This is a genomic window from Flectobacillus sp. (genome assembly GCF_049240685.1).
GTDB lineage: Bacteria > Bacteroidota > Bacteroidia > Cytophagales > Spirosomataceae > Flectobacillus.
On record NZ_JBMLSD010000343.1, the window covers coordinates 1 to 14,870 of the forward strand.

Here is a 14,870-nt window from a genome sequence, read left to right on the forward strand (position 1 = left end):
ACTTCCGAAATCCAACATCCGATATCCGAAATAGACGGTTTTAGAATCCTTCGTAACTTTAAATTCTAATCACTAAATCAGTCACTCACCAATCACTCAATAAAAAAATCCCCCAAGGCAAGCCAAGGAGGATTTTTTTATAGTGTTTGATATTTCTTATTGATTCAAGAAATCACCTGAAGTAATTTGCTGTAAACCATCCAAAGGACGATTATACAAATACCCAAACGTAGCGTAGCTAGTACCATCTACTTCAACTTGGATATCCTTGCGCAAGAAGACCGAATCAGCTTCGTTTTCTGGATAGAATTCTTCGTATTCATCCAAAATTTTCACTAAACGAAGTGGATTTGTCAATTTGTATAGTTCACCAACAACCTTGTCAGAGGCATCATCAGAAGGAACAATACCTGGATATTCACCAATATTGAACATCTTTCCTTGGTAATTGGCCAAACCAATAAACTCAGAGTTACGGGCAATTAATTTGTGTAATTCATTACCATATCCTTTACGCAATGTTCCGTACACAAATAAGTATTCATCTTTGTCTGGTTCAGGAAGTTTTGCTTCTTCTACCGACAATACCAAGTCTTCTTGTTCCACGACTGTACCTTCATTGAGAACGATACGAGAAACTACTCCCTCGAACGGAGACGATACAATCGATTCCATTTTCATGGCTTCGATAACATACAATGGAGCGTTTTTCTTCACTTCATCGCCCGGTTTCACCAAGATACGGCTCAAACGACCTTGAAGAGGTGCGCCAATATCTCCTTTTACAGAAGCTTTTACATGTTGTGGACGCTCAATTTTGATATTTCTATCTAAAATTTTGATACGACGAGCCTGACCGTTTAATTCGAAAGTGACAGTACGCAAGCCAGATTCGTCTGGTTCCGAAGCATACAAGTATTTTACAATAATGGTCTTTCCTTCGTCAATCGTGATAAGGATTTCTTCATCTTGCTTCAAGCCATAGAAGAATGCCGTAGTAGGAAGAGCTGATACATCGCCGTAGTTTTGTTGAGCTTTGTAATAGTCTTCATATACTTTTGGATACATCTTGTAAGAAAGATAATCCAAGAAACCTTCTTGATTTTCTGGGAATTTCGCTTGGAAATCAGCAAAATCTTGTTCAAAATCAATTGGTGTAATATTATCGTTTGGACGACCAGAAATGGCATGTTCACCTTTCAAAATAATTTCCTGCAATTGTTTAGGGAAACCACCATAAGGCTGACCAAGACCACCTTTGAAGAAGTCTTTTACTGATTCAGGGAAAGAAAGCGTAGCGCCACGAGCATATACATCTTCGGCAGTTAAGCTATTGGCAGTCATGAAGATAGCCATATCTCCTACTACTTTTGAAGAAGGCGTTACTTTTACGATATCACCAAACAATTTGTTTGCTTCAACGTAATTGCGCTTCATCACTTCAAATTTGTCACCCACACCCAAGGCAATCGCCTGACCGCGCAAGTTGGTGTATTGACCACCCGGGATTTCGTTATCATAAACTTCGGCAGTACCTGCTTTCAATTCAGATTCGAAAGGATAGTAGATTTGACGGATATCCTCCCAATAGTTAGAGTATTGGTTTAATAGTCCTAAATTTAATGGACAATCACGCTCGTTGCCTTGCATCATCGCCACCACCGAGTTGAAGTTTGGTTGTGCAGTCAAACCAGACATAGCACCCAACGAACAGTCGACTACATCGACACCCGCTTCGATAGCTTTCAGATAAGTAGCAGCTTGAATCGACGCTGTATCATGCGTGTGCAAGTGAACAGGAATAGAAAGGGCTTTTTTGAGCTCAGTTACCAAAGTTTGGGCTTGGTATGGTCTTAACAAACCAGCCATATCTTTGATACAAAGCATGTGAGCACCTTCGTCTTCCAACTGACGAGCCATGTCTAAGTAATACTGAAGGGTATATTTTTCATTATTGAAAATATCACCTGTATAACAAATAGAGGCTTCGGCAATAGAGTTGGTACGCTCACGAACGGCACGAATCGAAACTTTCATGGCTTCTACCCAGTTGAGTGAGTCGAAGATACGGAACACGTCGATACCGTTTTCTGCAGATTTTTCTACAAATTTCTCAATCAAGTTGTCAGGATATGCTGAATAACCCACGGCATTGGAGCCACGGAACAACATTTGCAACAACATATTTGGCATAGCCTCACGGAAAGCCTGTAGGCGTTTCCAAGGTGATTCATGCAAGAAACGCATTGATACGTCGAAGGTTGCACCACCCCAAACTTCCATAGAGAATAACTCTGGGAAGCTTTTGGCAAAACCCTCAGCTACTGCCAACATATCACGTGTACGAACGCGAGTAGCCAAAAGTGACTGGTGACCATCACGGAAAGTCGTGTCTGTGTAAAGAATTTGCTTTTGGTCTTTTACCCACTGTGCAAACTTATCGGCTCCCATCGAATCCAAACGTTGCTTATTACCCATTGGGTATTCAGCGTATTTGTCAAAAGCAGGAACCACTGGCGTACGGAAAGTACGCTCGTTTTTTACTTTTACATCTGGGTTACCATTTACTACGACATCTCCCAAATAGCGAAGAGCCTTGGTAGAACGGTCACGAGTTGTAGTAAAGTTGAAAAGTTCAGGATGTGAATCAATAAATTGAACCACACATTTTCCTTGTTGGAAAATAGGGTGCTGGATTACATTACGTAAGAAAGGAATGTTGGTTTTTACCCCACGAATACGGAATTCGGTAAGTGCACGCAACAAACGTTCGGAAGCGCCTTTCAAGGTACGACCTTTTGCCGATACTTTTACAAGCATCGAGTCGAAATAAGGGGAGATTTTAACCCCAGGATACGATGAGCCTTCATCCAAACGAATACCAAAACCAGCTGCATTGCGATATGCAATGATGGTACCAAAGTCAGGTTTGAAACCATTGGCAGGGTCTTCGGTAGTGATACGACATTGAATAGCATAGCCTCTCAATGGAATATCTTCTTGGCGAAGGATATAAATATTCGGGTCAGAAAGTCGGTAGTTTTGAGCAATCAAAATCTGGGTACGCACAATGTCAATACCAGTTACTTCTTCAGTAATCGTATGCTCCACCTGCACACGTGGGTTTACTTCGATAAAGTAGATATTTTCATCTTTATCCACCAAGAATTCAACCGTACCAGCATTGTAATAATTTACGGCTTTACCAATCGATAAAGCGTATTTATACAATTTTTGCTTCGTTTCTTCTTTCAAACCTACAGATGGCGCCACTTCTACTACCTTCTGGAAACGACGTTGTACCGAACAATCACGCTCGTAAAGGTGTACTAAGTTGCCATGTTGGTCACCCAACAACTGCACTTCAATATGTTTTGGTTGGTCGATAAACTTCTCAATAAAAATAGTATCATCGCCAAATGCATTTTTCGCCTCGTTTTTCGCTTCTGCGAAAGCTTTTTCTAAAGCCTCCTCTTCACGTACTACACGCATACCACGACCGCCACCACCGGCCGCAGCTTTTACCATTACTGGGAAACCAATACGACGAGCCTCTCTTAGTGCAATATCATACGACACAAGCTCCTCTTTAGAGTCCTCAATCATTGGTACTTCGGCTTTTCGAGCAGCCTCTTTAGCAGCTACTTTATCGCCCAAAGCATTCATAGCTTCAGGAGAAGGGCCAACAAATTTGATACCTTCTTCACGGCAACGACGAGCCAACGTTACATTTTCAGAAAGAAACCCATAACCTGGATGAATAGCGTCTATCTCTTTCTCCTTACATAACTTTATTAACCCCTCGATATCGAGATATGGTTTTAGAGGTTCGTCGTCCTTACCAATTTGATAAGCCTCATCCGCCTTGTATCTGTGAAGCGAATAACGATCTTCAAATGTGTAAACGGCAACCGTTCGGATACCTAACTCAGAGGCAGCACGCATAATACGGATAGCAATCTCACCACGGTTGGCGACAAGTAAGCTATTAATCGTTTGAACGTATGGTTGTGGCATTTTTTGAGTTTGTCAGTTTGGAGTTTAAAACAGTCAGGAATAAAAATAGATAAAAGGTACTCATTAAACTACGCTAAATTCGCAATCGTGATTTCTTCTATCATTTACAAGATTAACAGAATAAAGAATTATTAATTCATACAAAAATCAAAAATAAATTGTGTATTTACCCAAACTTTCACAAGAAAATTTGGTCTATATTAGAAAGATGCAATTTTGTTTGGGTTAGATACAACTGATTAGTTGTTATGCTAACTATTTTTATAACAAATCACCAATTTTTATCTTAAAAATAGTTAAATCGTCAGTTCTCTCTAAGTACTTCTCTCTATTTGTCTGCAACCTTTGGTTAAAATCTTGCATCTTAAAGTTAAAATCTAAAAATCTCTTTGAACCGATTATGAACACAAGAACCTTCTCTTCCAACAGAATTGTTTTAGTAGATGGCTTACGAGGTATTGCCTTGCTAGGCATTGTCATTGCTCATGCTTTGGGCTGGTTTATTGCAGGCTTTATTCCTGAGTCAGTTTGGCAGTCTTATCAAAATTCTATCCCTACTACCATTGTCAATTATTTTGATGGTATTTTTATTTCAGGAAAATTTTACACCTTCTTTTCTCTGTTATTTGGATTAAGTTTTTCGCTACAATTTACCAATCGTAAAGCAAATGATACGCATTTTGAACTACGATTTCTATGGCGTTTGATACTGCTTTTTGTCATTGGATTTATCCATCATATTCATTGGCGTGGTGATATATTGGGTATTTATGCTTTTTTAGGAATATTTCTATTGCTGGCTAATTTCTTTTCAAATCGTGTGGTATTGACTTTGGCAATTTTTATGATTCTTAATATCCCTATTTTGGTTGTTCGTACTATTGAATACTGGCATCCTGCACCAAAAGTGTCAGAAGCTGTAGCCAAAAAAGAACAAGAAAAGTCAAATAAAGAACAGCTAAAAAACTTCCAAACACTTAAGGCTGGAACTTATCCACAAATTATTCAACAAAACTTTAAAGACTTTGCCTTCAAAGCCGATTTTCAGTGGAGTTCTGGACGCATTTTTATTACTTATGGCTTTTTCTTATTGGGGCTATTAATCGGTCGTCTTCGTTTGTTTGATCGTTTTCAAGAATATAAAAAACAATTCAAGAAGACAGTCTGGGCTTGTTTTATACTCAATATTGTGATTGTTACATTTTTCATTACCCTTCAAGCGACTATCCCTTGGGACAAATTACCTTCTTGGTTTGGCATTTTTTCAGAATTCTTATTTTCGATTCATTCTGCCACCATGACCCTAATGTATGTGGCAGGTTTTAGTTTATTATTGTCAAAAATCTCTTGGAAAGGTATCTTAGAACAACTTTCTTATGTAGGCAGAATGGCCTTGACGAACTATTTACTTCAAAGTTTGATTGGAATACTTCTTTTTTATGGTTTAGGATTAGGCTTGGCTGGCGACTTTAATCCTGCTTGGTGCTTGTTGGGGGCTGTGGTATTTTTTTTATTTCAAATTAGGCTTAGTAAATGGTGGTTGAGTCGCTACTATTATGGCCCAATCGAGTGGCTTTGGCGTTCGGCCACGTATGGCAAGTGGCAAAAAATGCTACGCTCTTCTTACCCTTTACGTGATTCTATGACCCAATAGGTTTTTATTTACCTATCTTTTAAGTAAACTTGCAGGAATTTATCGAAAGTGTATCTGAGGATACCGAGCGTTTTCGGCAAAACCGAATCAAGAATCTCAAAAGAATATGGAACATCAAAAACCTGTTATAGGTATTACCTTAGGTGACTACAATGGCGTAGGTCCAGAAGTAATACTAAAAGCCCTAGCCAGTAACCGCATCCTCAAAATCTGTACACCCGTGATCTATGGTTCACAGCGTGTATTGAGCTATTACCGTAAAGTATTAGATTTGAAAGACTGGACTTTACATAGTATTCCTGCGATTCAACAAATCAACTACAAAGTTACTAATGTGATTACGTGTTGGGACGACAAACAAACTGATGTAGAACCAGGAAAAGTAACCCCAGAAGCGGGCGCTGCTGCTTTGGCTTGCTTACAAAAAGCGACTCAGGACTTGAAAGACGGGCACATTCAAGCGATTGTTACGGCGCCTATCAACAAGTATAATATTCAGTCGGAAGAATTTAAGTTTCCGGGACATACCGAGTTTTTTACCAGTGCTTTCGAAGCAAAAGACTCTCTAATGTTTTTGGTTTCTGAGCAAATTCGAGTTGGCGTAGTGACAGGACATATTCCTTTGGGTCGAGTGCGTTCGCAGGTTACTGCCGAAAAAATTTCTCAAAAATTAACGATGATGCTCGAATCATTGACCAATGATTTTGGGATTCAAAAACCAAAAGTGGCAGTCCTTGGCCTGAATCCTCATGCTGGCGAAGATGGCTTGTTGGGTAGTGAAGAAAAAGACGTTATTTCTCCTGTTTTGGAGCAGTTTAAACAAAACGGCAACTTGGTATTTGGCCCATTTCCTGCGGATGGTTTCTTTGGCAATATGCAACATCGTCATTTCGATGCTATTTTGGCCATGTACCACGACCAAGGTTTGATTCCATTCAAATATATTGCTTTTGAAAATGGTGTAAACTTCACAGCAGGCTTACCAGTAGTGCGTACTTCACCCGACCACGGAACGGCTTATGGTATTGCCGGAAAAAATTCAGCAAGCGAAACATCGATGCTTCAAGCTATTTATACCGCCATTGATGTTGTAAAAAACCGCAAAGAATCAGCAGTTGAAATAGAAGAAAAGTAAAACTTTTTCTTACTTTTGAAACAAAATTTAAAATACCCATGAACGTTAAGTTGATGGGTATTTAATTATGAAGAGGTTGAGACCTCAAACTATCTATCCAGTTATTACCAATAATCATTTAACTTAATCAATTTAGAGCAATGTTGAACGAACAAACATCTCGTCGTGACTTCCTCAGAACTAGTCTTTTGACAACTGCTGGTGCAGCACTTCTTTCGAACGATTTATTCGCAAATAGTAAAAAAGGTGAAAAGAGCCATATTGGTGTACAATTGTGGTCGGTACGTGAAGATGTTTCAAAAGACCCTAAAGCCGCTTTAGCTAAAATTGCTAAGATGGGTTATAAAAACGTAGAAGGTTTCGGTTACTCTAATGGTAAATTCTTTGGCTTAACGGCAGACGAATATTTAAAAACCATGAATGACAATGGCTTAAAAATGCCATCTGCTCACAACATGATTACGTCAAAAGATGTCGTAAACGGTCAGCTTTCAGACAGCTACAAGCGTATGTTGGAAGATGCAGCCAAAGTTGGTCAGAAATACACTATCGTTCCTTACATGCTCGACGATGACCGTAATCAAGGTAAATTGATGGCTGATATTTTCAACAAAGCAGCGGAATATGCTAAAACGTTGAACTTGAAATTTGGCTATCACAACCACGATTTCGAATTCAAATCACCAAATGGTGAAATGCTTTATACTACTTTGCTAGACAATACTGAAAAACATATCGTATTCGAAATGGACTTGTATTGGGCAGTAGTGGCAGGTCAAAAACCAGCAGATTGGTTCAACAAATATAAAGGTCGCTTCACACACGTACACGTAAAAGACCACGACCCAGTGAAAAACGTAAGTGTTGAAGTGGGTGAAGGAGATATCAACTTCCAAGAAATTTTCAACAAAAAAGACGTAGCAGGTCTTAAATACTTTATCGTTGAGTTAGAAGCCTACAAGCGCACGCCGATGGAAGGTATCGAGATTAGTTTGAACAATTTGAAAAAATTGAAATTCTAGTTTTACTATTCTGAAAAAGAATTATCATTTCGAATTGAGTGAGTGGTGGTTGAGTAAATGAGTGATTATGCTAAAATCCGCATCATTACTGTAGAGACCTTATACTTTAGGTCTTAAGCTAAATCAAACATCGCATAATAATATCCTCTAAGCGGTCGAGAAAATTTCGACCGCTTTTTTAATTTATTGAAAATGCTTGGTTGAGCTTAACATGTATTCAGTATTAAAGTGGTTCTTAACCAAGGCTTCCATTTAGCGGGTGAATAAATTTCCCCGTGTCGAAAATGTTTCTATTAATTTATAAGAAATATTTTTCCGAAAGCACACAACTGACAGCCGAATGCCAAATGGTTAAATTGTCCTACCTAAAAGCACAAAGCCGACACCCGAAAGCCCCCAGCCCCTCAACATATACCTATTTACCTACAAATATTTCGTTCAGAATGAAACCCACCGTAACTTTGATTCGTTTTAATATAAACTTGATTACAGTACATTTTAAGTTCTTTCATTCTGACAGGACAAAGTAGATTAGATGAAGAAAAATATTTTGATTGCCGACGAAATGCACCTTAGCATTCATACAATGCTAACCGAAATCGGGATGACTTATGATTATATCCCCGAAATTACTCGTGCAGAGTTGTTGGAAAAACTCAAAAACTACGACGGTTTGATAATTCGTAGTAAAACCAAGGTAGATATCGAAATGCTTGATACCGCACCTGAGTTGAAGTTTATTGGTAGAGCAGGCGCTGGTCTCGACCTCATCGACATCGCGGAAGCTGAGCGCAGAGGAATTGTTATTTTTGCCGCCAATGAAGGTAATCGCGACGCCGTTGGCGAACATGTGATTGGGATGCTTTTATGCCTTTTCAATCATATCAATACAGCAGACATCGAGGTTCGTCATAAAATCTGGAAACGAGAGGCCAATCGTGGAATCGAACTTATGGGTATGACTGTTGGGATAATCGGTTACGGCAATATGGGTAGTTCGGTAGCAAAAAGATTATCAGGATTTGGCGTAAAGGTATTGGCTTACGACAAGTACAAAAGCAATTTTAGCGACCAATATGCCCAAGAAGCTACTTTGGAAGAATTATTCGAGCAAGTAGATGTCTTAAGTCTTCATGTGCCGTTGACCTCCGAAACCAAAATGATGGTGAATACAGACTTTATCAATGCATTTAAAAAACCATTCTTTTTGGTAAATACCGCTCGTGGTGAGGTAGCCTCGGTTTGTAATATTGTAGAAGCCTTAAACTCAGGAAAGCTAAGAGGAGCTTGTTTGGATGTACTAGAAAATGAAAAAATGTCACAACTCAGTGCAGAGCAAGAAAGCTATTATGAAGCACTTTTTCAAAAGAAAAATGTCATTCTGACCCCTCATATTGGTGGGTGGACTCATGAAAGCTACCTGAAAATCAACGAGGTATTGATTGATAAGATAAGGAAAATACATTCTCAACTTTAACAGAGCATTGGCAATGCTGGAAAACATGAGTCATTGCTAAAAAATTTTTAGTGATTGAACTAATGAGTGATTATGTTAAAATTTAGTAGAGACGCAATGCTTGCGTATCAATGCTTGCGTCTCAAACCTAGTAAATCTAGCATGATAGCCTCAAAAAAGGGGTCGGGAAATATATTCCGACCCCTTTTTTATGAAAATTATGGAGAAAAAAACCAATCTTGAAATTCGGTCTGACTCATGTTTTTTACCATAAATTTTATGCTTTTTTTATTTAGGCATATTTCTAAAAAATATTAGTCAATAATACATATATTCGCTATCACTATAGATACATTTGGTGTAGTTATATGTTTATTTTCAGCATTTATACCTAATTATTAGATGTTTTTATCGAATATCCCTTACCCATACTTTCTGGATTGAAAGTAATAAAGTTTTCTGTTTCAATTAAACTATCCATTTTATGAAAATCCTCATTGTCGATGATTACGCCACGATGCGTAGAATTATGAGAAATTTATTATCACAACTTAACCTTACTGATGTTAACGAGGCCTCAAATGTAGAAACTGCACTCATTGAACTCAAAAAAAATAAATATGGTCTAGTCCTTTGTAATGATTCTTTACCCCCACAATCAGGGTTAGATTTATTGAAGGCTATTCGCAATGATTCTGAGTTATCTAATTTACCCTTTGTGATGGTATTGGATGAAAGTAACACTTCCACTGAAAGTATCATCGCTGCTAGGAAGGCTGGTGTCAGTAATGTCATTCGAAAACCATTTAATGCCGAAACACTCAAAGGAAAATTAACATCCGTCTTAGGACTTTAGGAGGATTTTTATTGAACAATTCAACGCCAAAATCAGTTAACGAAGTATGAAAACTTCATTAGCTGATTTTGATTTTTTAGATCCAACTACATTCATCATTACCTGTTTTGCCATGTTTTTTGTGGTAATGATTCGATACTTCATTCTTTCAGGTTTCTTTCATGGGTATTTCTATTTATGGAAAAAAGAAGAATGGAAACTCCGAAAGCTCAATGCAAAAGCTTACCCACCCGAACAATTTAAAAAAGAAATAACTTGGTCTACGCTCACTGCGATACTGTTTGCTGTTATTGGGGCGCTTACAGCGGTACTCTGGCAAAAAGGATATACCCAATTATATACAGAATTGCACTGGTATGATATAGTTTGGTTTCCATGCAGCATAGTCATCTCAATGCTCATTCATGAAACCTATTATTATTGGGTTCACCGATGGATGCATCATCCGAAAATCTACCATCTTGTACATAAAGTCCATCACGATAGTAAAATTACCTCCGCATGGACAGCCTTCTCATTTCATCCGATTGAGGGTTTACTTGAAGCGCTTATTATGCCAGCGATTATTTGTATCATTCCTATGCATATATATGCCGCTACGGTGCATTTAACTATTATGACAATTACGGCAGCCATAAATCATTTAGACATAGAGATTTATCCTAAAACCAAATGGGGGAATTGGTTAGGCAAGGTAATGATTGGAGCCACCCATCATAGTCATCACCACAAGTATTATCGTTACAATTTTGGTTTGTACTTTACTTTTTGGGATAAACTTGGCAAAACAGAAAGTCCTAAGTTTCAACAAGAATTTGATGAACGGGTATAAAAAACGTGAGTTATCCCGAATTTTGCCGTGCGAAGTAGCACCAGAGCATATTTGGGATGGCAGTTCTCAATCGATAAATGGGGATATTGCTTGATGATTATCGTAATCATAGATGGCCAATACCAAATGGGTTTCATCAAGAAGTCGTAAATGAGCGTGACAATGACTAGTTCAGTTTTAGCGAATCTAAACGCCCGTTCGATATTCCATGCATGTAGCTATGACATATTTCTCATGCCTGCTTGGTTGATTCTACAGGCAATGAGGTTAATAAATAGAGAGGTGATTGATGGTTTTTGGTATCTCTCACTATCAATAAAACAAGTTAATATCTTCAAAATGAGGCTTAATTTACTCGATTTTATGTCATTAAATGCTTAATGCATAGAAACCTCCTGTTTTTTTGTGTTTGTGGTGATTCACTCAGAAAACAAGGAGGTTTCTTTTTTAAAAGTTATCCCGAAAAATTCGGGATGACTCTTGTTCCAAGTTTTTTACTCCTTAATCAATTCTATTCTATATTGCTCTTGATTAGCACCCTCTCCCATGGAGTATATAATCAATGGATTTTCTAGCACTTCTTTTTTATACACATTCTCGAAATAATCATTAGTCATTAAATCAATTTGGTATTTCCGTTGACCTACTTGCGCATTTTTAAAAAGTCGACTAACAAAATAATGAGAAAAATCTTTGGATGTATATTTTTTTAAAGTTTGATAAGGTACATGTTTTTCATCAATCCAAATACCACAACGGGGATGCGTCCATATTTTCAGCATTTCGTCAGTGGGTCGTTCAAAAGTAAACATAAGAGGATGTTTTAATGCCTCTAGCTCTACATTAGTCAATTCCGAATACTCTTTAATCACAACAGCGTTTTTCTCTCCTTTTGAAGGAAACATTTTACTAACCTTGTATTTTACTTTTTGATTTTTCGCATCAATTGTTGCTGACTTTTGCATTTTTTTCTCAGTTTTTTGTCCTAAAGACCAGTCTGAAAATCCAGCTATTAGTACCAAAATTAAAGGCAAACAAGCCACGCCACGCAAGATACGGGCGGTTACGGAGGTGTGATGGGTCATCATAAGAAATCGTTTTTTAGTAATAGAAAAGGTTGAACTGCTTGTTAAATAAAGCGCATTGCCTGTGGCATTTTGAAGTAAAAGTTGTTGATAGGTTGGCACTTGTGTATGAGCGAGCACTTCTTTATCTGCCAAAAACTCATGATTTAGTTGTATGGCTTTTTTGTACAAATACAAGAATGGATTCCACCAAAAAACTATCAAAAACAACTCTACAAAAAGAATATCCCAAGTATGTTTTTGTTTTACGTGGGCTAATTCATGTAACAAAATATCTGTTTCAATCCCATTGGATTGATAGATGGACTTATCTAAAAAGATATAGTTCCCAAAACTAAATGGAGCGATTTTCTCTTCAATTAATACCAAATGGGCATTCTGATATACAAGCTTCTGATTACTCATGGCCTTGCGAGTAATCAGATAAAGTCCTCGCAAAAATCTGATTAACAACAGTACTAGTATTAGACCATAGATGTAGAACCAAATGGGTATGTCTATTGTAGGCCGAACCTCCGATTGAACATTCTCAATTGCGGGAATTTTCTCTGCAATGACATTTGCATTTTTTAAAGGTAGAACTATTTCCATAACATGTTCTTGATACCATGGAATCTCGAAAGAAACCAATGGAATTGTTGTACTCAACACAAGTCCAAGCAATAGGAAGAAACGCTTGAACAAATGAAAGCTTTCATTTTCGAGACATAGCTTATAAAATAGGTATATCAACCCTAAACAGGCTGAAAATTTGAGTAGGTAGAGTGTCATTGCTGTTTTTGTTGAAGTTGAGCATCAATGATTTTTTTCAATTCTTCTAGTTCTTCTTTACTCATTTCGCTTTGCTGCGTAAAAAAGGACGCAAACTGGCCCACCGAGTTGTTAAAGAAATTCTTAATCAGTCCCTTAACATGCTTCGTAAAATAGTCGTCTTTGGATACAAGTGGATAATACTCCCTCGAATTGCCATATTCTCGATACGCCACAAAACCTTTATCAATCATTCTTTTCAGTAAAGTTGCCACCGTTGTCGTAGCTGGTTTGGGGTCGGGATATGCCTCTAACAAATCTTTCATAAACGCTTTTTCCTTCTGCCAAAGGTATTCCATCAGTTTTTCTTCTGTTTCAGAAAGCTTCATTTTCTACATATTTAGAATTTACTCTACAAATGTAGAATAATAAATCAAATAAACAATATCTAATTTGTTTTTTTATAAAAAAATAAAGGATTTTTTTAAGAATACTATTGCAAAGTTCTTGAATTAGTTTCGGATTGGTGTTTGTTTTAGGTGATAAATCATGTAAAAAAATAAGTTCAGGACTAAGTCATGAACCAGTAAAAGCGTACTAAGGCTACGATTTTTTCTGTTTAAGATCACGATAGGTATCGGCCACTATTTTATGAATTACTTTATCTAGCGACTCCACCTCTTCTTCAAGATACTGCCAGTTGGGAATAGATTGTACTTCGTCATAATCCATATTGATGAGGTCTATCAAACCTTTGATATTAGCAACTGGTCGGCGTATTTCATGCGAATGCTGCCAAGCGATTTTTTCCAAAATCTGGACTTGTTCTTTTAACTGAATTTCGTTTTGAATACGAGCGGTTACATCCTGAATCATGGCTAAAACCAACTTTTTTCCACTAACAACAAAAGAATTGAGACTCACCTCCACTATTAACTCTTTGCCATCTTTGGTAATTGCAGGAATAAAGCGCCCTGCTCCCATCTGGTACATGCGTGGAGATTGCAGATATTCGGTGGTATGATGATGATGTTGTTCTTTGAAACGAGAGGGAATCAATACATCGATGTGTTGATTAAGAATTTCTTGATGGGTATATCCAAAAATTTTCTCCGTCTCAGGATTACTCAAGGTAATATGCATGTTACTGTCGACTATCAAAATGGCAATAGGTGCGGTTTCGATAATACGACGAAACTTCATCTCGCTCTCGTGTCTCGAAATTTCTGCCTTTTTTTGTGCATTAATATTTTTGATGTAAAGCGCTATACCTATCAACTGATTTTTGATATCATAGACTGGGTTCATTTTGTATTCAAACCATACCGTAGTTTTACCAACGATAGCCTCGTCCTGAAGAATAATAATTTCTCCTTGTATGGCTTTTTGGAAACTTTCATCATAGAGTTTTTTTGTAGATTCGAGCACATAGGTTCGATAATCATCACCTATCTGAATCTCCACATTATAATGTTTCGCTATAGTTTCTTGAAGTGTACGGTTAAATAACAAAATAGAATGATTAGCAGAAAGCAACACAAAACTTTCAGGCGAACTATCTAGTATCGCCTTTAGGGTATCAATTAATGGAATTTCAGATGAGTTTAGCATCAGATAGGTATAATTTTGCGATAGCAGTGGTTTTATAATGGTGATAATTGTTAGTAAACAAATTTACACAGATTTCTAATTCTATCCGCTCTTTTTAGTCAATATGTTTGCCACAATCGGCTGCTAAAAAAATAAAAGCCCTTCGCTGCTTCAAGTTTAAGAACTTGGAAAAGCGAAGGGTTTAGGCACAAGGCAAAGAGTGGTAATTTTTTTAGTAACCCTCGCTGTTTCAAGTTTAAGAACTTGGAACGCCGAATAAAAAGCAGTCTCTGACTGCGACCTTACTCAAACAAAATATACTAAAATATTCATTCTTTGCTATTGGCTGTGCTTGTGGTGCAGTCGGAGACTGCAATGGATTTATTGTTCCAAGTTGTTGAACTTGAAACAGCAGGGAGCTTATGGTTTAAAACTTATAATTATACCCCACTCGAATCACCTGTGTCTCGTAA

General features: G+C 37.5%; 10 protein-coding genes. 6 read left to right on the forward strand and 4 right to left on the reverse strand.

The genetic code is table 11. From position 1 onward, the window contains the following. Positions 1–156: 156 nt before the first annotated feature. Positions 157–4,017, reverse strand: a complete 3,861-nt coding sequence (locus ACOVQ4_RS15295; protein ID WP_421821496.1) for a pyruvate carboxylase — start codon at positions 4,015–4,017, stop codon at positions 157–159. A 400-nt stretch (positions 4,018–4,417) separates the two neighbouring features. Here ACOVQ4_RS15295 and ACOVQ4_RS15300 point away from each other — a divergent pair, with 400 nt between their 5' ends. From ACOVQ4_RS15300 to ACOVQ4_RS15325, 6 genes are all read left to right on the forward strand, one after another. Then, on the forward strand, positions 4,418–5,671 hold the full coding sequence (locus ACOVQ4_RS15300) for a DUF418 domain-containing protein (RefSeq protein WP_421821497.1): 1,254 nt from the start codon (positions 4,418–4,420) through the stop codon (positions 5,669–5,671). A gap of 106 nt (positions 5,672–5,777) precedes the next feature. After that, positions 5,778–6,806 carry a 4-hydroxythreonine-4-phosphate dehydrogenase PdxA gene (gene pdxA / locus ACOVQ4_RS15305; RefSeq protein ID WP_421821498.1) on the forward strand — a complete coding sequence of 343 codons (1,029 nt, stop codon included), beginning with the start codon at positions 5,778–5,780 and terminating at the stop codon, positions 6,804–6,806. 140 nt (positions 6,807–6,946) lie between these two features. After that, positions 6,947–7,828: a TIM barrel protein gene (locus ACOVQ4_RS15310; RefSeq protein WP_421821499.1), complete on the forward strand. Its 882-nt coding sequence runs from the start codon at positions 6,947–6,949 to the stop codon at positions 7,826–7,828. A gap of 535 nt (positions 7,829–8,363) precedes the next feature. After that, complete coding sequence (locus tag ACOVQ4_RS15315) at positions 8,364–9,305, forward strand: NAD(P)-dependent oxidoreductase (protein WP_421821500.1); 942 nt, start codon at positions 8,364–8,366, stop codon at positions 9,303–9,305. Positions 9,306–9,768: 463 nt separating this feature from the next. Then, the gene (locus ACOVQ4_RS15320; protein ID WP_421821501.1) at positions 9,769–10,140 is read left to right on the forward strand and encodes a response regulator; all 372 of its coding nucleotides are present in this window, start codon (positions 9,769–9,771) and stop codon (positions 10,138–10,140) included. Positions 10,141–10,186: 46 nt separating this feature from the next. Further along, positions 10,187–10,972 (forward strand): sterol desaturase family protein, encoded by a 786-nt coding sequence (locus ACOVQ4_RS15325; RefSeq protein WP_421821502.1) that lies wholly within the window; start codon positions 10,187–10,189, stop codon positions 10,970–10,972. A 494-nt stretch (positions 10,973–11,466) separates the two neighbouring features. Here the strand turns inward: ACOVQ4_RS15325 and ACOVQ4_RS15330 are convergent, their stop codons facing one another. The 3 genes from ACOVQ4_RS15330 to ACOVQ4_RS15340 all read right to left on the reverse strand — a co-directional run bounded on the left by ACOVQ4_RS15330 (position 11,467) and on the right by ACOVQ4_RS15340 (position 14,418). Continuing rightward, a complete protein-coding gene (locus ACOVQ4_RS15330; RefSeq protein ID WP_421821503.1) occupies positions 11,467–12,828 on the reverse strand; it encodes a M56 family metallopeptidase in 1,362 nt (453 codons plus the stop codon). After that, positions 12,825–13,196 carry a BlaI/MecI/CopY family transcriptional regulator gene (locus ACOVQ4_RS15335; protein WP_421821504.1) on the reverse strand — a complete coding sequence of 124 codons (372 nt, stop codon included), beginning with the start codon at positions 13,194–13,196 and terminating at the stop codon, positions 12,825–12,827. Before ACOVQ4_RS15335 ends, ACOVQ4_RS15330 begins: the two co-directional genes overlap by 4 nt. Before the next feature lie 214 nt (positions 13,197–13,410). Further along, a complete protein-coding gene (locus tag ACOVQ4_RS15340) occupies positions 13,411–14,418 on the reverse strand; it encodes a PAS domain-containing protein (RefSeq protein WP_421821505.1) in 1,008 nt (335 codons plus the stop codon). Positions 14,419–14,870 lie beyond the last annotated feature (452 nt).

What these genes read in the sequence shown, in the direction of transcription:
- ACOVQ4_RS15325 (WP_421821502.1), top strand. Translation starts at nt 10,187, where the DNA reads ATGAAAACTTCATTAGCTGATTTTGATTTTTTAGATCCAACTACATTC.
- ACOVQ4_RS15340 (WP_421821505.1), bottom strand. Translation starts at nt 14,418, where the DNA reads ATGCTAAACTCATCTGAAATTCCATTAATTGATACCCTAAAGGCGATA.
- ACOVQ4_RS15335 (WP_421821504.1), bottom strand. Translation starts at nt 13,196, where the DNA reads ATGAAGCTTTCTGAAACAGAAGAAAAACTGATGGAATACCTTTGGCAG.
- ACOVQ4_RS15320 (WP_421821501.1), top strand. Translation starts at nt 9,769, where the DNA reads ATGAAAATCCTCATTGTCGATGATTACGCCACGATGCGTAGAATTATG.
- ACOVQ4_RS15310 (WP_421821499.1), top strand. Translation starts at nt 6,947, where the DNA reads ATGTTGAACGAACAAACATCTCGTCGTGACTTCCTCAGAACTAGTCTT.
- pdxA (WP_421821498.1), top strand. Translation starts at nt 5,778, where the DNA reads ATGGAACATCAAAAACCTGTTATAGGTATTACCTTAGGTGACTACAAT.
- ACOVQ4_RS15330 (WP_421821503.1), bottom strand. Translation starts at nt 12,828, where the DNA reads ATGACACTCTACCTACTCAAATTTTCAGCCTGTTTAGGGTTGATATAC.
- ACOVQ4_RS15315 (WP_421821500.1), top strand. Translation starts at nt 8,364, where the DNA reads ATGAAGAAAAATATTTTGATTGCCGACGAAATGCACCTTAGCATTCAT.
- ACOVQ4_RS15295 (WP_421821496.1), bottom strand. Translation starts at nt 4,017, where the DNA reads ATGCCACAACCATACGTTCAAACGATTAATAGCTTACTTGTCGCCAAC.
- ACOVQ4_RS15300 (WP_421821497.1), top strand. Translation starts at nt 4,418, where the DNA reads ATGAACACAAGAACCTTCTCTTCCAACAGAATTGTTTTAGTAGATGGC.